Raw genomic sequence first — 17,203 nt, forward strand, 5'->3', positions numbered from 1 at the left:
CCGCGCCCCTTGTTGCCGGAGAGCTTCGTGAACAATCCCCCCGTGCTGGATGTCTTCATCGGCTACGACCGCCAGGAGGTCGTCGCCTACCATGTGCTCTGCCAGAGCATCATCGAGCACAGCTCGCGCCCGGTTCGGTTCACTCCGATCAACCTGGCCAGCCTCAAGCCCATCTTCCAGCGCGAAATGGTGAACCTCCAGTCCACGGAGTTCTCCTTCTCACGGTTCCTGACGCCTTACCTGTCCAGCTACCAGGGTTGGTCGCTGTTCATGGATTGCGACATGCTGGTGCGCGGCGACATCGCCGAGCTCTTCGCTCTCGCGGACGAGCAGTACGCGGTGATGGTCTGCAAGCACGACTACGTGCCCAAGCAGGAGACCAAGTTCCTCAACCACGTGCAAACCAAGTACCCAAAAAAGAACTGGTCGAGCGTGATGCTGATGAACAACGCCCGCTGCCGCACGCTGACGCCGGAGTACGTCCAGTCCGCTTCTGGGCTGGAGCTGCACCAGTTCAAGTGGCTGGAGAGCGACGACCAGATCGGCGCCTTGCCGCTGGAATGGAACTGGCTGGTCGGCGAGTACGACTACGACCCGCAAGCTCGCAACGCCCACTACACCTTGGGTGGTCCCTACTTCGACGACTACAAGGACGTTGAATACGGCGATGAGTGGCGCGAGACCCTTCAGCGGGCCCGCACCGCTGACGGCAAGGTCGTCTAGACGCACACCGCTGTCATTGCGGTGACACACGTTTGCGGATGCTGGAGTATTCGCAGACGGAGATTCGATGCCGAGCTTGCCGCCGCAACCTGCCGGCGCGCCTCAAGGGCCGCAACCCGCCTTCTGGCCCATCCTGCTGGCGGGGGCGGCGGGCTTGTTCGTGTTGGCGGCGTTGCTGCTGCTCGGACGCCTGGATCTTCTGTCGGCGGCCATCGGCGGTCTGGTCATCGTGGCCACCGCCGCGACCCTGGTATTCGTCAGCGATCGCTCGGCGGAAGCCCGTTACGCCGCGGTCATCCGTGCCGCGGAAGAACGCGCAGGGGAGCCGCCGCCCTATGCCGCGCTCATCAACGCGCTTCCCGATCCGATCGTGGTGATCTCCGCCACCGAGCCGGACGACCTAACCAGCCGTCGCTACATTTTCGCCAACAGCGCCGCGCGGCAGTTGCTGCGGATCGATCGGCCTCAAGGCCTGCTGGTCGGCGTCATGCGCGATCCGGAAATCCTCGAAGCGGTGGACGAAGCGCTCTTCGACGCGAAGGACGCGGAGACCGTCTATGAGCCGGGCGGCTCCCAGGAGCGGACCTTGCGCGCCTACGCCCGTCCGCTTGGTCTGGCCCTGGACGGTCGGCGTCTCGCCCTGCTGGTTTTCCGCGACGAGACGGAGAGCCGCCGTGTGGAGCGGACCCGCAGCGACTTCCTCGCAAACGCCAGCCACGAGCTTCGCACGCCCCTGGCGTCCCTCACCGGCTTCATCGAGACGTTGCGCGGTCACGCCAAGGACGATCCCGCGGCGCGTGAGAGGTTCCTTGCCATCATGCAGGCTCAGGCGGGCCGCATGGCGCGGCTGATCAACGATCTGATGAGCCTGTCGCGCATCGAGCTCAACGAGCACATCGCGCCGGATGAGCCGGTGGACCTCGTCGCCTGCGTCTCAGATGTGGTGGACGCCTTAAGCCCCATCGCGCGGGAGCGAAGCGTCGCCCTTCAGGTCGTGCAACCGGAACGCTGGCCCGCGGTCATCCCAGGCGATCGCGACCAGATCATCCAGGTGGCGCAGAACCTGCTCGACAACGCGCTCAAGTACTCCTCCGAAGGCGACATCGTGCGGATCGAGGTGGCGAGCGGGCTGAGCGGCGAGGGCGCTGCGGCAGGCGCCGCGCGTGGCGTCGCTCGGGTGCCCCTCCTGACGCCCGACCAGGCGGGGGAGACCTACGCCGCCCTGCGGGTCACCGACCAGGGCCCCGGCATTGCACGCGAGAACCTGCCGCGGCTGACAGAGCGCTTCTACCGTGTGGAGGGGCAGAAGAGCGGGGAGCGGCTGGGCACGGGCCTTGGCCTGGCCATCGTAAAGCACATCATCAACCGGCACCGGGGCGGCCTGGTGGTGGAAAGCGCGCCGACGCAGGGCACCACGTTCACCGCCTACTTCCCGCTGCTGACCGCGGCAGCCGCGGAGCGGCCCCGCCCGCGCGTCGCAAAAGTTTCATGAGATTGTTGCATAGCCTGCCGCACAGCTGATGGAGCCGCGCTGGTGAAGCCCAACATCCTGGTTGTGGAGGACGAGGACGCCCTCGCCACCCTGCTGCAGTACAACCTCGAGAAGGAAGGCTACGACGTCGCCGTCTCGGCGGATGGCGAAGAAGCCATGGTGATGATCGACGAGCGGCTGCCGGACCTGGTGGTGCTCGACTGGATGCTGCCCAAGATCTCGGGGATCGAGGTTTGCCGCCGCCTGCGTCAGCGCGCTGAAACCCGCAATGTGCCGATCATCATGATGACCGCACGGGGCGAGGAGAGCGACCGGATCCGCGGCCTCGACATTGGGGCCGACGACTATGTGGTCAAGCCGGTCTCCATGAATGAGCTCGCCGCCCGAATCCGCGCCGTCCTGCGCCGCCTTCGTCCGGGGCTGGCGGAAGACAGCGTTCGTTGCGGCGACATCGAGATGGACCGTGTCGCCCATCGGGTGAAGCGCAAGGGCGAGGAGATCCACCTCGGTCCTACCGAGTTCCGGCTGCTCGACCACTTCATGCAGCACCCGGGACGGGTGTTCTCGCGCGAGCAGTTGCTGGACGCCGTCTGGGGCTCGGACGTCTACGTCGAAGCCCGCACGGTCGACGTGCACATCGGTCGTCTCCGCAAGGCGTTGAACGCCAATGAGTCGGACGATCCGATCCGCACCGTGCGCTCGGCCGGTTACGCCCTAGACGTCGAGCGCCAGCGGGCCTGAAGGGGCCTTCCAGCCTTGAGCGCTTGACCGTGGGCGCAGCCCACGCCAAAGCGCGGGTCCATGAACATCCTCCTCGTGGGTTCGGGCGGGCGCGAGCATGCGCTGGCCTGGAAGATCGCTCAGTCGCCTCAGGTGACGCGCCTTGTGGCGGCTCCGGGCAATCCCGGCATGGCTGCGGTGGCTGAGGTCCGCCCCGTTGCGGCTACCGACGTGGAGGGGCTTGTCGCCCTGGCCAAGGAGATCGGCGCCGACCTGGTCGTGATTGGTCCTGAAACCTCGGTGGCGGCGGGTCTGGCGGACGTGCTCGGCGGCGAGGGGATCGCCTGCTTCGGCCCGACCATGCAGGCCGGGCAACTGGAGTCTTCCAAGGCGTTCACCAAGGCGTTCGCGGATCGCTACGGCCTGCCCACAGCCGCCTATGTCGTGGCGGAGAGCGCCGACGATGCGAAGCGCGCACTGGACCGCTTCGATGCGCCCTATGTGGTCAAGGCGGATGGCCTGGCGGCGGGCAAGGGCGTGGTGGTCGCCACCACGCGCGGCGAGGCCGAGGCAGCGATCGACGACGCGCTTGGCGGCCGCTTCGGCTCAGCCGGCTCGCGCGTGGTCATCGAGGAGTTCCTGGACGGCGAGATCGGCTCGCTGTTCGCCTTGTGCGACGGCAAGACGGCCATGCTGTTCGGCTGGGCGCAGGACCACAAGCGCGCGTTCGATGGGGAGCAGGGCCCCAACACCGGCGGCATGGGCACCTATTCGCCGGCGCCGGTCTTCACGCCCGAACTGGTCGAGCAGATCCGGCAGCGTCTGGTGGAGCCAGCCTTCGCCGGTATTGCCGCGGAAGGGGCGCCCTACCGCGGCGTGCTGTTCGTGGAGCTCATGGCGACCCAGCACGGGCCGAAGCTCGTGGAGTTCAACGTCCGATTCGGCGATCCCGAGTGCCAGGTGCTCATGCTGCGGCTCGAAAGCGATCTCGTGCCTTACCTCCAAGCCTGCGCCTCCGGTACGCTCGACCAGATGCCGCCGCCGGTCTGGCGAGACGAAGCGGCGGTGTGCGTGGTGGTGGCCGCCGAAGGCTATCCCGGCACGCCCAAAGCTGGCGGCGAGATCCGTGGAGCTGACGCCGACCTCGGCGACCAGGTCGTGATCTTCCATGCGGGGACGAAGCGCGATGCCGACGGGACCTTGCGCGCCGCCGGCGGGCGGGTGCTCAACGTCTGTGCGCGTGGGGCGAGTCTGCAGCAGGCGCGGGACAAGGCCTATGCGGCCGTGGATGCGATCGACTTCGCGGACGGCTTCTGCCGGCGGGATATCGGCTGGCGCGCTCTGACCCGCTGAGGCCTTGCCCTGCCGGTCCGGCCCGGTAAGCTCCCGTTCAAACAGTTGTACGAACGAGGGAGCGCCATGGCCGTGATCGACGCCGCCGAGCAGGAGCGCGAAAAGGCCAACACCGGCGTGAAAGCGGTGGCGGAGAGCCATCGCTTCGACGAGGCGGCGCTAGATCGCTGGATGGCCGCCAATGTCGAAGGCTACGCCGGCCCGCTGCAGGTCTTCCAGTTTAAGGGCGGCCAGTCCAACCCGACCTATCAACTGGTCACGCCGACCCGGAAATACGTGCTGCGCCGCAAGCCCCCGGGCAAGCTGCTGCCGAGCGCCCATGCCGTCGACCGTGAATACCGGGTGATCACCGCGCTGGGGACGACGGGCTTCCCGGTCGCGCGGACCTGGGGCCTGTGCGCGGACGAGAGCGTCATCGGGACCATGTTCTACGTCATGGACATGGTGGAAGGGCGGGTGCTCTGGGACCAGACCCTGCCGCAGTGCCAGCCTGCTGAGCGGCGGGCCATCTTCCAGTCCAAGATCGCCACCCTGGCTCAGCTGCACAACACCGACTACGCGGCCATCGGGCTGGAGGACTACGGCAAGCCCGGCAACTACATGGGCCGGCAGGTCGACCGTTGGACCCGCCAGTACAAGGCGTCTGAAACCCAGCACATCCCCGAGATGGAGCGGCTGATCGAATGGCTGCCGCGCTCGACCCCGCCGCAGGAGCGGACCTCCATCGTCCATGGCGACTACCGCCTGGACAACATGATCTTCGATCCCGCTGCGCCGCGTGTGCTGGCGGTGCTCGACTGGGAGCTTTCCACGCTCGGCGAGCCGCTAGCCGACTTCACCTATCTGCTGATGAACTGGGTCAATGGTCCTCTTGCGCAGGTCGACGACCTGCCGGCCCACGGCATCCCGACGGTCGAAGAAGCGGTGGCGCAGTACTGTCAGCTCACCCAGCGCCCGGGCCTGCCGGAGCTCGACTGGTACTTCAGCTACAACCTGTTTCGGCTAGCCGGGATCATTCAGGGGATCCTGGGACGGGTCCGCGACGGTACGGCCAACCACCCTCAGGCGCACCTCATGGGGCCACGCGTGATCGCGCTTGCCGAAGCGTCTTGGCGGTTCGCTCAGAAGGCCGGCGCGGCCTAGAGGCCTTTCAGAAGCGAATCCAGGGCGGCTGGATCATCGAATTCGGCCTTCACCGGCCAGGCGACGACCCGCTGCCGCCAGGGGGCCGGCAGGCGCACCCAATCCTTCTCCGTGGTGACCAGGCCCGCGCCGAACTGAGCGGCGCGTTCGGCCAGCCGCTGCAGGGTCGCCTCGTCGTAGGCGAAGTGATCCGGGAACGGTGCGAAGTCCGCAAGCTCGCAGCCGGCGGCTTCCAGCGCCCGCTCCACCTTCCAGGGCTTGCCCACGCCGGCGAAGCCAAGTTGCGGACCGGACGGCGGCGGCCCCGCGGGACGCAAGTGCGCCGTGAGCACCGGCACGGCCGAAAGCGCCGCTTCCAGCTCGGGGTCCGCCGCGGCCAGGTCGGCAGGCAACAGGATCACTGCAGCGTCAGTGCGCGCCAGGCCGGTGTGCAGCGGCTCGCGCATCGGCCCCGCAGGGAAAACCCGCCCATCGCCGAACGGCCACTCGTCGCCCCGCGTCTCGCCGTCGACCACGATCAGCGTAAGCGCCTTCTTCACGGACGGGTTCTGATGGCCGTCGTCCATGATGACCACGTCGGCGCCAGCCGCCGCCGCGGCTCTGGCGCCGGCCGCTCGGTCGCGGGAGATCCACACGGGGAAGCCTTGTGAAAGCATCAGCGGCTCGTCGCCGACGTCGGCGCCGGTATGCCGGGCCGGGTCCACCTGAACCGGCCCCGCGAGCTTGCCGCCGTAACCGCGCGAGAGCAGGTGGACGTCGCAGCCGCGCCTGGAGAGACGCTCCGCCAGCGCCCGCACGATCGGGGTCTTGCCTGTGCCCCCCACAGTGACGTTGCCAATGCAGATCACCGGAACGCCAGGGTCCACGGGCGTTACGCGCGCAATGCGGCGCGCGGTGACGCTCGCCCAGATCCAGGACAGCGGGGTCAGCAGTCCCCGCGTCATTGGCATGACCCTGCGGTCCCGCTCGTACCACCAGCGCGGCGTGGAGAGCTTCATGCCGGCAGGAGCGGGTGGATCAGAGTCATGGCCGACTTCAGAGCCGCACCCTGCCTTTCCGCATAGGTGAACGCGGCCTCGCCGACGCGGCGGGCGATGTGCGGATAGGCGAGCAGGCCGCCGATGTGGCGCGCGAGGGCTTCACCGTCGGCCGCCTCGATGACGCCGGCCTCCGCCAGCAGGTCGTCGTACATGGCGCGGGCGTTGAACACGTGGGGGCCCGTGATCATCGGCGCGCTCAGGCGGGCCGGCTCCATAGGGTTGTGACCGCCGACGCCGTCTACGAAGCTGCCGCCCATCACCACCGCGTCCGCCGTCGCATAGAAGGCCCCGAGCTCGCCCAGCGTGTCCACCACATAGGCGGTGGTCTTCGGTGTGAGGGGCTGGCCCGCGCCGCGTCGCCCGACCGTGAAACCCAGCTCAGTCAGCTCTTCGGCGACGCCCGGCCCGCGTTCCGGATGTCGGGGCGCCACGATCAGCACGGCGGCCGGCGCGTCAGCAGCCCGGAAGGCGCGCGCGATCAGGGGCTCCTCGCCCGGATGGGTGCTGGCGGCCAGCACGGCGCGGCGGCCGGCGAGACCCTTTTCCAGTTCCGCAACCAAGGCTGCGTCCACCGGCGGCGCCACGCCGACGAGCTTCAGGTTCAGGCGCGGTCCAATCTGGCCGCCCAGCCGCTGCAGCCGCTCTTCGGTCTCTGCGTCCTGCGGCAGGATCAGGTCGAAGCAGGACAGCAGGGCATGCGCGGCAGACGGCGTTCGCGCCCAGCCCGCAGCGCTTTTCTCGGTTATCCGCGCCGAGATCAGCGCCAGGCGCACGCCCCTGCGGGCGGCCTCCAGCACCATGTTCGGCCAGAGCTCGCTTTCGACCTGCAGGCCGGCGTCCGGCCGCCAGTGATCGAGGAAGCGGTGAACGGCGCCTGGCGTGTCCACCGGCGCGAACTGGTGAATCACGCCGGCGGGCAGGCGGCGCGCCATCATCTCGGCCGAGGTTACCGTGCCGCTTGTCACCAGCAGGTTCAGCTCAGGCCGGCGGGTGCGCAGCGCCTCGATCAGCGGCAGCAGCGACAGGCTTTCGCCGACGCTGACCCCGTGCAGCCAGACCAGGGGGCCTTGCGGGCGATCGCGCGTGGCGCGGCCCAGGCGTTCGCGCAGGCGTGCGGGATCTTCCTTGCCCTTTGCGGCGCGCGCACGCAGCACCCGCGGCGCCAGCGGTTCGAGCAGGCCCGTGGCGATCCCGTAGAGCGCCAGCGGCAGGGGGCGGACGGTGCGGATCACACCACCTCGGCGGGGGCGAGGCGGCAGCCGTGTGCGTGGCTGGTTTCCACCTGCACTGTGGCATGTTCGATGTGGAAGCGATGGGCGAGCCCGTCGCAAACCTGGCGCAGGAAGGCGTCGCGGTCGTCCTCCGCCGGTCGCACGACGTGGACGGTCAGCGCCGTTTCCGTCGTGCTCATGGCCCAGATGTGCAGGTCGTGGATCTCCGTGACGCCCGGAAGCCCGCTCAGCCAGGCGCGCACCGTGGCGACATCCACCGCCTTGGGAGCTGCGTCCATGGCCAGGTCGAAGGAGTCCTTCAGCAGCCCGAGCGTGCCCAGCACAATGACGAGGGCGATCACAAGGCCCAGCACGGGATCCAGCCAGTAGAGTCCCCCGGCGAAGCCCATCGCCAGGGCGCCGATAACCACGGCCAGGGACACCGCGGCGTCCGCGGCCATGTGCAGGAAGGCGCCTCGGACGTTCAGGTCCGAATGACTGCCGCGCAGGAAGAGCAGAGCCGTCGCCGTGTTGATCACCACGCCAAGCGCGGCGGTCCACATCACCACTTCGCTTTGCACCGGCGCCGGGTCGATCAGGCGACGCACCGACTCGGAAACGATCGCGCCAACCGCCACCAGCAGCAGGACCGAATTGGCCAGCGACGCCAGGATCGTGCCCTTGCGAAGACCATAGGTGTGCCGCCCGGCCGGCGCACGCTTGGCGAGGATCGCCGCGCCCCAGGCCAGCACCAACGACAGGACGTCGGACGCGTTGTGGCCGGCGTCGGCTAGCAGGGCGAGAGAGCCGGTCCAGATCCCCGCGCCAGCCTCGGCCAGCACAAAGGCGGTGTTCAGAACAACGCCGATCGCAAACGCCCGGCCCATGTCCGCCGGCGCGTGATGGTGGTGGTGTCCGAACCCGTGGTGATGCACATGCCCATGGTCGTGACCATGGTCATGATCGTGCTCGTGATCATGGTCGTCGTGGTGCGCGTGGGAACGGGCGTGGGCCATAGGCCCCCTATGTCTCACCGGCGCTGCGCGCGATCAATGCGCGGGACGTCCCACCAGGGCTTCAGCGCGACGTGTCGCGGCGGAAAGACGCTCCGACCAATCCGCGATCAGCGCCCCGACCATGGCGTCGTCAGCGTCGGGCGGCACGTGGAACGGACCTTCCCAGACCACTGCGCCGCGGCCGAACGGGGCGGCGAACATCACTTTGTCCCAGGTCTTTTCCATCTGAACGGCGGGATTGGCCGCGATTCCCATCAGGAAGACAGGCTGGCCAGAGCGCTTGGCGATCTGCAGGGCCCCAGGCGCGATCACCTCGTTCGGGCCGCGCGGCCCGTCAGGCGTCACCACCAGAGCGCCGCCGCCCGACACCCAGCTCACCGCTTCGCGCAGGGCCGCTACCGCCTGGCGCGCCTTGGCCGAGTCGCCCTTCTTGGCGGAAGACACGCGGATCGCGGGGAAGCCCGACATAGCTAGCGCGTTGGCGATGAACTCGCCGTCGGCGGAGGGGGACACGAAAGCACGCGTGCGCTTGCGCCACCACTGGGGCGCGGTCGCCAGGCACAGCGGAATGCGGCCGTGCCAGAACAGGGCGATGGCGCCCGACTCGCCAGCCAGCACCGGCTCCACGCACTGGACGTTCTCGTGCGTCCAACGAACGGTGCGCAGCACGATGCGCAGATAGCTTCCTAGGATCCAGCCGAGCACCGCCTGGACCCCGTCGTTGCGCAGGACCTTCTTCACGCGGCGCTCTCCGCCTCCAAGTCCTGGCTCTGGGCCAGCCGGGCGTAGAGGCCGCGCTGGTTGATCAGGCTGGTGTGGTCGCCGCGCTCCACGATGCGCCCCTTGTCGATGACGTAGATCCGGTCCGCGCCACGGACGGTGGAGAGCCGGTGGGCGATCAGGATGGTCGTGCGACCGGCCATGAGGCGCTTCAGGGCCGCCTGCACCTGCGCCTCGCTTTCGGTGTCGAGGGCGCTGGTGGCCTCATCCAGCAGCAGGATGGGCGCATCCTTCAGGAAGGCGCGCGCGATGGCGATCCGCTGGCGCTGGCCGCCGGACAGACGGGCGCCCGCTTCCCCTACGCGGGTTTGATAGCCGTTCGGCAGGCCGGAGATGAAGTCGTGGGCCGCGGCGGCGCTCGCCGCCTGCTCGATCTGCGCCTGGGTGGCGTCCGGGCGGGCGTAGGCGATGTTCGCCGCAATGGTGTCGTCGAACAGGAAGGGCTCCTGCGTCACCAGGGCGATCTGGGCGCGCAAGGAAGGCAGGGTCACGTCCCGCACGTCGAAGCCGTCCACCCGGACGGCGCCTTCGGTGGGGTCGTAGAAGCGCGGGATCAGGTTGAGGATCGTCGACTTGCCGCCGCCGGACGGCCCGACCAGGGCGATGGTTTCCCCCCGATGCGCCTCGAAAGAGATACCCGCCAGCACAGGCTCTTCCGATCCACCGTAGGCGAAGCCAACCTCTTCGAAGCGGATCGTCGTTTCGCCGCGGGGCAAGGGCTGCGCGCCTGGCCGCTCGCGCACCTCGGGCTCCACGTCGAGCGCCTCAAAGAGTCGGCGGGCGGCGGACAGGCCCTCGGCGAACACCGTCTGCAGATTGGCCAACTGGCGCAGCGACTGCGAGGCGAGGCCCAAAGCGCCGATGAAGGCTACGAAGGCGCCGACGGTCATCTGGCCGCTTTGCGAGCGCCAGCCGGCGTAGGCGATCACCGCGGCGGTGATCAGGGTCATCAGGAGTTCCGTGGCGGGCGCGGCGCGCGCACGGGCGTTGGCGCCCTTCACCAGGAACCTCTGCCGACGGCCGACCACTTCCGCGACGCGGGCCTCTTCATATCCCTCACGGTTTTCGATCTTCACGACGCGGACGCCGTCGAGGCTCTCCATGATCGCCGTGGACAGGGCGGAGGTCTCGGCCATGGCGCCCTTGGCCGCCTTGGTGGTGCGCTTGGAAAAGCGGCGCATGATCGCGTTCACGCCAGGCACGGCCGCCACCAGCACAAGCGAGAGCAGCCGGTCGTTGGAGACCATCACCGTGATCGCGCCGATCACCGTCAGTGCGTGCTGCGTGTAGTTGATCACGCCGCTGGTGGCCGCCTCGCGGATCAGCCCGGCGTCGTAGAGCACCGAGGAAACGTAGGCGCCGGAATGCTGGCTCCGCAGCCTGGCGAGATCGGCGCGGACGAGCTTGCCGAACAGCTGGACTTGGATGTCGCCCACCACGCCGTTGCCGATCCGGTTCACCAGGCTGGCCTGGATCACCTGCGCCACCGCACGGCCGATCGCCAGGGCGCCGATGATCAGCGGCAGGGCGATCAGGGCGCCGGGCTTGTGATTGACCATCAGGTCGTTCACCGCCGGCTCCAGGATCCGGATCAGCTCGGCCGAGGTATAAGCCACGCAAATGCCGGCGATCAGGGCCGTGACCCAGCCCTTCCAGCGCGGCGCCATGTAGGCGCGCGCCACGCGGCCGATGACCGCGCGGGCGGAAAGCTCGGGCGTTTCGCGCTCGCTCATCAGCCTGCCGTCCACCGAGCGGGCGCGTAAGTCAAGCAGGCGGGCCGCGCGCCCGCGGCGCTGGGGCCGCTTCCGTCTGGACGCGCAAGGCCCTAGATACGCGCCCATGACCGCCGAGCCTGCCCGGACCGGATTCGATCTCTCCACCCCTGGCGGGCGGCTGAAGACCTATCTGGACTATCTCTGGAACGATCACGCCTACCTGCGCCTGAGCTTCCAGAACGCCCACTGGATTTCCGAGGAGCTGGTGCGCACCAACCAGCCCTGGCCGCATCAGCTTGCGGCTTGGAAGGAGCGCGGCATCAAGACGGTGATCAACCTACGCGGCGGGTTCGACGCCAGCTTCCACGCCCTGGAGAAGGACGCCTGCGAGCGGCACGGCCTGACCATGGTGGATTTCACCATCACCTCCCGTGAAGTGCCGAGCGTTGCGCGGGTCCTGGGTGCGAAGGAGCTGTTCCAAAACATCGCTTATCCGGCCCTGATGCACTGCAAGTCCGGCGCGGACCGGGCGGGCATCATGAGCGTGCTCTACATGCACTTCCGCAAGGGCAAGACGATCCGCGAGGCCATGGAGCAGCTGCACCTGCGGTACCTGCATGTGAAGCAGGGCAAGACGGGCGTGCTGGACTACACCTTCGAACGTTATCTGCAGCAGGGCGAACCTGCGGGTCTCAGCTTCCTGGAATGGGTGCAGAGCCCGATGTACGATCCGGCCGGCATGAAGGCCGACTTCCGCGCCCAGATGTGGGGCAGTCTGCTGACAGAGCGGCTGTTACGTCGCGAATAGCTTGCGTAAAGTCGGCCATCCGACAGACCTTTGAGCTGCCGGTATGCCAGTTTGCACCCATGGATGACGTCGGCATGAGTCCCGAGAGCGGCGAGGAGTACTACACCTTGCTCGGCGTGCGCGCCGACGGCGTGGCCTCGGTCGTCGACTTGGTGGCCGCCACCGAACTGTCGTTCATCCGCGACCGGGCCAACGCCCTGCTGCGTGAGCATCGCAGCTGCGACGTCGTCGAAGTGTGGCGGGACGGCTCGCTGCTCGAGAAGTTCGCCCGCCACTAAGCTCGATCAGGCGCCCGGCGCGCTGGGGTCCAGCAGCTTGTGCGCGTGGATGATGAAGTAGCGCATCAGCGCGTTGTCCACCGTGGCCTGCGCCTTGGCGCGCCAGGCCTTCACCGCTTCCTCGTGGTTCGGATAGGCGCCGACCAGGTCGATCTGGGTCAGGTCCCGGAATTCCGGCGGACCATCGACGCTCTTCAGTTCGCCGCCGACTACGATGTGGAGGAGCTGCTTGTCAGCCATGGAGCCCTTGTGGGTTCGGGGTGGGTCAGTTTGGAAGGGCGATATGCCGGACCCGCTCCAGGATCAATGGGGCCAGACCCGGCGCGGCGCAGACGAGGCTGGGCTGCATCGGTTTGGGCCCGTTGTAGGCGAACGGCTTGCCTGTGTGGTCGCCCACGAAACAGCCTGCCTCCCGCGCGATCAGGTCGGCCGCCGCCAGATCCCAGTCGAACTTGGGGAGCATGGCCATGGCCGCGTCGAACGCGCCGGACGCCACGAGGCACATCCGCAGGGCGGTCGAGCTGCGCTGCTCGATCCGCATCATCGGCCAAGGCGTCGGCCAGGCCGGGTGGCTGAACATCTTCGGATCACCCACCATCCCGCAGCCTTCCACGGCGCAGGCGCGGCTCGCCCGGATGCGTTCGCCGTTCAGGGTGGCGCCTGCGCCCACCGCCGCCGAATAGCTTTCGGAAAGCTGCGGAGCCACCACGACGCCTGCGATAGGGAGACCGTCTTCCACCACGGCGACGCAAACCGTCCACCAGGGCTTGTTGCGCAGAAAGGCGCGGGTGCCGTCGATGGGGTCGACCACGAACAGCCGCCGCTTCGACAGGCGAGCGTCATCGTCCGCCGTCTCCTCGGACAACCACCCGTAGTCCGGACGAGCCTGGCGCAGCCGCTCCGTCAGCAGCCGGTCGGATGCGAGGTCCGCATTGGTGACCGGCGAGTCGCCCGCCTTGTACTCGATCTCCAATCCGCGCTCACGAAGACGCAGGGCCAGCTCCCCCGCCTCGCGGGCGGCGTCGATGATCAGGCCCAGGTCCTCGGCCGCGTTGGAACTCATCGACCGGCGATGGCCAGGGCGTCCACCAGCAGAGACGGGGCGTTGCTCGCGCCTCGGATCTCCAGGTCCGATCCCGGGACCAGGCGGCTGTAGATGTCGATCAGGTTGCCCGCCACGGTGATCTCGGTGACCGGATAGGCGAGCTCTCCGTTCTCGAACCAGAAGCCCGAACAGCCCACCGACCAGTCGCCGGTGTTGCCGTTCAGCGAGGGGCCGAACATCGAAGTGACGAGAAGGCCCGAGCCGGCGTCGCGGATCAGCTGCGCCTGGTCGCGCTCCCCCGGCTGCAGGGTCAGGTTCGAAGGCGCGACCCCAGACGGGCCCGCAAGGCCGCGGGAGGCATGGCCGGTGCTCTTCAGGCCCAGCTGCCGCGCCGAGGAGGTGTTCAGCAGCCAAGTGGTCAGCACGCCGTCGTCGATCAGGTTGGCCGTGCGATTGGCCACCCCCTCGTCGTCGAAGGGGGAGGAGCCGAGCCCGCGCACCCGGTGCGGATCGTCGGTGACGGTCACGCCTTCGCCGAACACCGCCTGGCCCAGCTTGTCCTTCAGGAATGAGCTGCCCCGGGCGATGGACGGACCGGAGATCGCGCCGATCAACGGCGAGAGCAGACTGGCCGCCAGACGGTTCTCGAAGATCACCGGAGCGGTGGTCGAGGCGATCTTGCGCGCGCCCAGGCGAGCCACCGCGCGGCGGCCGGCCTCCCGTCCGATGAACTCCGGCGAGGGCAGGTCTGCTTCCCAGCGCACGGAGCGGCCGTCGTAGCCGGTTTCCATGCCGTTCTCGTCCCCGGCGATCGCCGAGGCTCCAACGCCGAAACCGGAGGCCTGGTGCAGGCCAACGAAGCCGGTGCTGGTCACAAGCGTCCAGGTGGAGGTGGACCAGGACGACGAACCGCCGTCGGAGTTTGTCACCTTCGGCACGGCGCGAGCGGCAGCTTCGGCCTCCCGGGCCCGGGCTTCCAGCGTATCGGCGCTGGGTTCGGTGGGATCGTAGAGGTCGAGGTCGGGCAGGGGGCCGCGGGCCAGCAGTTCGGGGTCGGCGAGGCCCGCGTAAGGGTCTTCAGGGGCGAGCCGCGCCATCGCGACCACGCGCTCCACCAGCTTGGCCCGCGCCTCGGCGCTGATGTCCGAGCCGGAGACAGTGGCTTGCCGGCGGCCCACGAACACGCGGAGGCCAAGGTCCCGGGACTCTTCCCGCTCCACTTCTTCCAGGTCGCCCAGGCGAACGCCAACGGACAGGGCGCGGCGTTCCGCGCCCACGGCTTCGGCCGCATCGGCGCCGGCCTTGAGCGCAGCGTCGACGAGGTCTTTCAGCAGGTTTTGATCCATCAGCGGCATATGGCCGAGCGGAGCCTCCGCCACAAGCGCGCCGGGCGCCTCAAGGGATGGCGTAGAAGAGAAGCGCCACGGCTGCGACGATGTAGCCGAGCCACGTGAACAGCAGGCCGCCCGCCCGACCGATGGAGGCGCCGCTGCTGCGGGTGAGGCCGACCGCATGGGCGACCCGGCCAGCAAACAGCAGAAGGCCGGACGCATGCACCACCAGCGGCGGCGCGCCGGCCAGCGTCAGGATCGCGAAACCTGCCAGGGCGGCCGGGATGTATTCGCTCGCGTTGCCGAACGCCCGGATGGCCTGAGCGAGTTGCGGAACTCCGCCATCGCCCAACGCAACGCGGTGCTGGCGTCGCTGCCGGACCACCAGCACCGACAAGGTGAGCAGCAGCACCAGGTTCAGTCCGGCCCAAAGGGCTGCGGCGTGGGCGGCGGGCAGGGTTTCCATGGTGCCTCCTCAATCCACCGGCTTGCCATCGCCGGGCAGGCCCAGGCGGCCCCACTTCTCGGTCACGGTGTCGATCACCGCCTTGTCCATGAACAGCTTCTCGCCCCACTCGCGCTTGGTCTCGGGCGGCCACTTGTTGGTGGCGTCGAGGCCGATCTTCGAGCCGAGTCCGCTCTCCGGCGAGGCGAAGTCCAGGTAGTCGATGGGAGTGTTTTCCACGACCGTGATGTCGCGGGCCGGGTCCATGCGAGTGGACATCGCCCACATGACGTCCTTCCAGTCGCGGGCGTTGATGTCGTCGTCCACGACGATCACCCACTTGGTGTACATGAACTGGCGAAGGTAGCTCCAGACGCCCATCATCACGCGCTTGGCGTGGCCGGGGTAGGCCTTCTTCATCGAGACCACGGCGATCCGGTAGGAGCAGCCTTCCGGCGGCAGCCAGAAGTCCACGATCTCCGGGAACTGCTGGCGGATCAGCGGGATGAAGACCTCGTTGAGCGCCTCGCCAAGCACGGACGGCTCGTCCGGCGGCCGTCCGGTGAAGGTCGTCAGGTAGATTGGATCCCGGCGCATGGTGACGGCGGTCACCTCGAACACCGGGAAGCGCTCGACGCTGTTGTAGTAGCCGGTGTGGTCGCCGTAAGGGCCCTCGTCGGCGTACTCGTCCAGGTGCACCACGCCTTCCAGCACGATCTCGGCCTGGGCCGGCACCAGCAGCGGCTGGGTCTTGGCGGGCACGAGGTCGACCTTCGCCCCGCGCATGAGGCCGGCGAACTGGTACTCCGACAGGGTCTCCGGCACCGGCGTCACGGCCGCCAGGATGGTTCCGGGATCGGCGCCGATCACCGCGCAGGCGGGCAGGGCGTCCGGCCGGCCCGAAGCCTTCCAGCGGCGGTGGTGCTGAGCTCCGCCGCGGTGCGCGAGCCAGCGCATGATAGTGCGGTTCTTGCCCAGCACCTGCATCCGGTAGATGCCGAGATTGTAGTCGTCTTCGCGATCGGCGGACGGGCCCTTGGTCACCACCAGCGGCCAGGTGATCAGCGGCGCGGGCTCGCCTGGCCAGCAGCTCTGGATCGGCAGCTTGGTCAGGTCGATTTGGTCGCCCTTGAGCACAACCTCCTGAACCGGCGCCTTCTTCACCGTCTGCGGCCGCATGGCCATGACGGTCTTGGCGAGCGGCAGCATGTCGAACGCGTCCTTCAGGCCGCGCGGCGGCTCGGGCGCGCGCAGGAACGCCAGCAGTTCGCCCACCTCCCGCAGATCCTGGGCGGTGGTGCGCTCGCGGCCCTCAAGGGTCACGCCCATGGCGACCCGTTTCACCGTGCCGAACAGGTTGACGAGGCAGGGCATGGACGAGCGCTCGCCGTCCGCGCGGATCACGTTCTCGAACAGTACGGCCGGCCCGCCGACAGCCAGCAGCCGTCGCTGGATCTCGGTCATCTCCAGCACAGAGGAGACCGGCTCGGTGACGCGCACCAACTCGCCCGCCTTCTCCAGCTTATCCAGGAACTCGCGTAGGGACCGGTACGCCATCTTGCCTCCGCCGACTGGCGCGGAAGCTAGGGCGCTGGGGCCCTGCTGTCACCTCTCGCGGTCAGGCGACCGAGGCGATCGGTTGGGCGATGGGCGTCGGCATGGTCAGGCGGCTTACCCGGGCGATCAGCTCGCCAAGGCTGAACGGCTTAGTGGCGTAGTGCGCGGCGCCCAAGCGCAAGGCTTCCAGGCCGCCTTCGGTGTCGCCCGACGCCGTCAGCATGATCACCCCGATGTCGCACAGCTGCGGGTCCTGCTTCAGTCGGCCCAGCACCTCGTAGCCGTTCATCACCGGCATCTGCGCATCCAGCAGCAGGACCTGCGGTCGATGCAGAATGGCGGCGTCCAGCGCCGCGCCCCCGTCCTCCACAGCCATGGTCTCGAAGCCGGCCGCGCTCATGGCGTCCACCAGCAGAAGGCGGACCGCGACATGGTCGTCTGCGATCAATACGAGCGGCCTTGGCATGTCGCCTCCCCTGGTCCCCGGGCAAGGATGGGGCAGCCCTCTGACCACAGGATTAGCGAACAAGGTTAATCGGCCAAGCT

At 68.5% G+C, this 17,203-nt stretch carries 18 protein-coding genes; 7 read left to right on the plus strand and 11 right to left on the minus strand.

Annotated features, from left to right (window positions below; translation table 11 throughout):
* Positions 1 to 27: 27 nt before the first annotated feature.
* From DJ018_RS08210 to DJ018_RS08230, 5 genes are all read left to right on the plus strand, one after another.
* On the plus strand, positions 28 to 723 hold the full coding sequence (locus tag DJ018_RS08210) for a glycosyltransferase family protein (RefSeq protein WP_111514740.1): 696 nt from the start codon (positions 28 to 30) through the stop codon (positions 721 to 723).
* A 67-nt stretch (positions 724 to 790) separates the two neighbouring features.
* The gene (locus DJ018_RS08215; RefSeq protein WP_111514330.1) at positions 791 to 2,215 is read left to right on the plus strand and encodes an ATP-binding protein; all 1,425 of its coding nucleotides are present in this window, start codon (positions 791 to 793) and stop codon (positions 2,213 to 2,215) included.
* A gap of 42 nt (positions 2,216 to 2,257) precedes the next feature.
* Positions 2,258 to 2,956, plus strand: coding sequence for a phosphate regulon transcriptional regulator PhoB (gene phoB, locus DJ018_RS08220; protein WP_111514331.1), 699 nt, complete (start codon positions 2,258 to 2,260; stop codon positions 2,954 to 2,956).
* Positions 2,957 to 3,016: 60 nt separating this feature from the next.
* Complete coding sequence (gene purD, locus DJ018_RS08225) at positions 3,017 to 4,288, plus strand: phosphoribosylamine--glycine ligase (RefSeq protein WP_111514332.1); 1,272 nt, start codon at positions 3,017 to 3,019, stop codon at positions 4,286 to 4,288.
* Positions 4,289 to 4,354: 66 nt separating this feature from the next.
* Positions 4,355 to 5,431: a phosphotransferase family protein gene (locus DJ018_RS08230; protein WP_111514333.1), complete on the plus strand. Its 1,077-nt coding sequence runs from the start codon at positions 4,355 to 4,357 to the stop codon at positions 5,429 to 5,431.
* Here the strand turns inward: DJ018_RS08230 and lpxK are convergent.
* From lpxK to DJ018_RS08255, 5 genes are read right to left on the minus strand one after another with little or no spacing between them, the layout of a single operon-like run.
* Positions 5,428 to 6,429 (minus strand): tetraacyldisaccharide 4'-kinase, encoded by a 1,002-nt coding sequence (lpxK, locus tag DJ018_RS08235; RefSeq protein ID WP_111514334.1) that lies wholly within the window; start codon positions 6,427 to 6,429, stop codon positions 5,428 to 5,430. The two genes, DJ018_RS08230 and lpxK, sit on opposite strands and share 4 nt — an antisense overlap.
* On the minus strand, positions 6,426 to 7,703 hold the full coding sequence (locus DJ018_RS08240; RefSeq protein WP_240609481.1) for a 3-deoxy-D-manno-octulosonic acid transferase: 1,278 nt from the start codon (positions 7,701 to 7,703) through the stop codon (positions 6,426 to 6,428). Before DJ018_RS08240 ends, lpxK begins: the two co-directional genes overlap by 4 nt.
* Positions 7,700 to 8,698 (minus strand): cation diffusion facilitator family transporter, encoded by a 999-nt coding sequence (locus DJ018_RS08245; RefSeq protein ID WP_111514335.1) that lies wholly within the window; start codon positions 8,696 to 8,698, stop codon positions 7,700 to 7,702. The genes DJ018_RS08240 and DJ018_RS08245 overlap by 4 nt, the downstream gene beginning before the upstream one ends.
* A gap of 33 nt (positions 8,699 to 8,731) precedes the next feature.
* On the minus strand, positions 8,732 to 9,439 hold the full coding sequence (locus DJ018_RS08250; protein ID WP_111514336.1) for a lysophospholipid acyltransferase family protein: 708 nt from the start codon (positions 9,437 to 9,439) through the stop codon (positions 8,732 to 8,734).
* Positions 9,436 to 11,211 (minus strand): ABC transporter ATP-binding protein, encoded by a 1,776-nt coding sequence (locus DJ018_RS08255; RefSeq protein WP_111514337.1) that lies wholly within the window; start codon positions 11,209 to 11,211, stop codon positions 9,436 to 9,438. The genes DJ018_RS08250 and DJ018_RS08255 overlap by 4 nt, the downstream gene beginning before the upstream one ends.
* Positions 11,212 to 11,317: 106 nt before the next feature.
* Here DJ018_RS08255 and DJ018_RS08260 point away from each other — a divergent pair, with 106 nt between their 5' ends.
* Positions 11,318 to 12,001: a fused DSP-PTPase phosphatase/NAD kinase-like protein gene (locus DJ018_RS08260; RefSeq protein ID WP_111514338.1), complete on the plus strand. Its 684-nt coding sequence runs from the start codon at positions 11,318 to 11,320 to the stop codon at positions 11,999 to 12,001.
* A gap of 74 nt (positions 12,002 to 12,075) precedes the next feature.
* A complete protein-coding gene (locus DJ018_RS08265; RefSeq protein WP_133254244.1) occupies positions 12,076 to 12,279 on the plus strand; it encodes a hypothetical protein in 204 nt (67 codons plus the stop codon).
* Between the two features lie 6 nt (positions 12,280 to 12,285).
* Here DJ018_RS08265 and DJ018_RS08270 read toward each other — a convergent pair whose 3' ends face one another.
* The 6 genes from DJ018_RS08270 to DJ018_RS08295 all read right to left on the minus strand — a co-directional run bounded on the left by DJ018_RS08270 (position 12,286) and on the right by DJ018_RS08295 (position 17,123).
* Positions 12,286 to 12,519, minus strand: coding sequence for a DUF4170 domain-containing protein (locus tag DJ018_RS08270; RefSeq protein ID WP_111514340.1), 234 nt, complete (start codon positions 12,517 to 12,519; stop codon positions 12,286 to 12,288).
* Positions 12,520 to 12,544: 25 nt separating this feature from the next.
* Entirely contained in the window at positions 12,545 to 13,342 is a 798-nt protein-coding gene (locus DJ018_RS08275) for a 3'(2'),5'-bisphosphate nucleotidase CysQ (protein WP_111514341.1), read from the minus strand.
* Entirely contained in the window at positions 13,339 to 14,670 is a 1,332-nt protein-coding gene (locus tag DJ018_RS08280; RefSeq protein WP_111514742.1) for a TldD/PmbA family protein, read from the minus strand. Before DJ018_RS08280 ends, DJ018_RS08275 begins: the two co-directional genes overlap by 4 nt.
* Positions 14,671 to 14,719: 49 nt before the next feature.
* Entirely contained in the window at positions 14,720 to 15,121 is a 402-nt protein-coding gene (locus tag DJ018_RS08285; protein WP_111514342.1) for an MAPEG family protein, read from the minus strand.
* 9 nt (positions 15,122 to 15,130) lie between these two features.
* The gene (locus tag DJ018_RS08290; RefSeq protein WP_111514343.1) at positions 15,131 to 16,657 is read right to left on the minus strand and encodes a UbiD family decarboxylase; all 1,527 of its coding nucleotides are present in this window, start codon (positions 16,655 to 16,657) and stop codon (positions 15,131 to 15,133) included.
* 61 nt (positions 16,658 to 16,718) lie between these two features.
* Complete coding sequence (locus DJ018_RS08295) at positions 16,719 to 17,123, minus strand: response regulator (RefSeq protein ID WP_111514344.1); 405 nt, start codon at positions 17,121 to 17,123, stop codon at positions 16,719 to 16,721.
* Between the last annotated feature and the right edge of the window lie 80 nt (positions 17,124 to 17,203).

This window comes from Phenylobacterium deserti, assembly GCF_003254705.1.
GTDB classification, from domain to species: domain Bacteria; phylum Pseudomonadota; class Alphaproteobacteria; order Caulobacterales; family Caulobacteraceae; genus Phenylobacterium; species Phenylobacterium deserti.

Coding starts and splice junctions, on each gene's coding strand:
- DJ018_RS08215 (WP_111514330.1), top strand. CDS start 791: ATGCCGAGCTTGCCGCCGCAACCTGCCGGCGCGCCTCAAGGGCCGCAA.
- purD (WP_111514332.1), top strand. CDS start 3,017: ATGAACATCCTCCTCGTGGGTTCGGGCGGGCGCGAGCATGCGCTGGCC.
- DJ018_RS08230 (WP_111514333.1), top strand. CDS start 4,355: ATGGCCGTGATCGACGCCGCCGAGCAGGAGCGCGAAAAGGCCAACACC.
- lpxK (WP_111514334.1), bottom strand. CDS start 6,429: ATGAAGCTCTCCACGCCGCGCTGGTGGTACGAGCGGGACCGCAGGGTC.
- DJ018_RS08245 (WP_111514335.1), bottom strand. CDS start 8,698: ATGGCCCACGCCCGTTCCCACGCGCACCACGACGACCATGATCACGAG.
- DJ018_RS08255 (WP_111514337.1), bottom strand. CDS start 11,211: ATGAGCGAGCGCGAAACGCCCGAGCTTTCCGCCCGCGCGGTCATCGGC.
- DJ018_RS08260 (WP_111514338.1), top strand. CDS start 11,318: ATGACCGCCGAGCCTGCCCGGACCGGATTCGATCTCTCCACCCCTGGC.
- DJ018_RS08265 (WP_133254244.1), top strand. CDS start 12,076: ATGAGTCCCGAGAGCGGCGAGGAGTACTACACCTTGCTCGGCGTGCGC.
- DJ018_RS08270 (WP_111514340.1), bottom strand. CDS start 12,519: ATGGCTGACAAGCAGCTCCTCCACATCGTAGTCGGCGGCGAACTGAAG.
- DJ018_RS08275 (WP_111514341.1), bottom strand. CDS start 13,342: ATGAGTTCCAACGCGGCCGAGGACCTGGGCCTGATCATCGACGCCGCC.
- DJ018_RS08280 (WP_111514742.1), bottom strand. CDS start 14,670: ATGGATCAAAACCTGCTGAAAGACCTCGTCGACGCTGCGCTCAAGGCC.
- DJ018_RS08285 (WP_111514342.1), bottom strand. CDS start 15,121: ATGGAAACCCTGCCCGCCGCCCACGCCGCAGCCCTTTGGGCCGGACTG.
- DJ018_RS08290 (WP_111514343.1), bottom strand. CDS start 16,657: ATGGCGTACCGGTCCCTACGCGAGTTCCTGGATAAGCTGGAGAAGGCG.
- DJ018_RS08295 (WP_111514344.1), bottom strand. CDS start 17,123: ATGCCAAGGCCGCTCGTATTGATCGCAGACGACCATGTCGCGGTCCGC.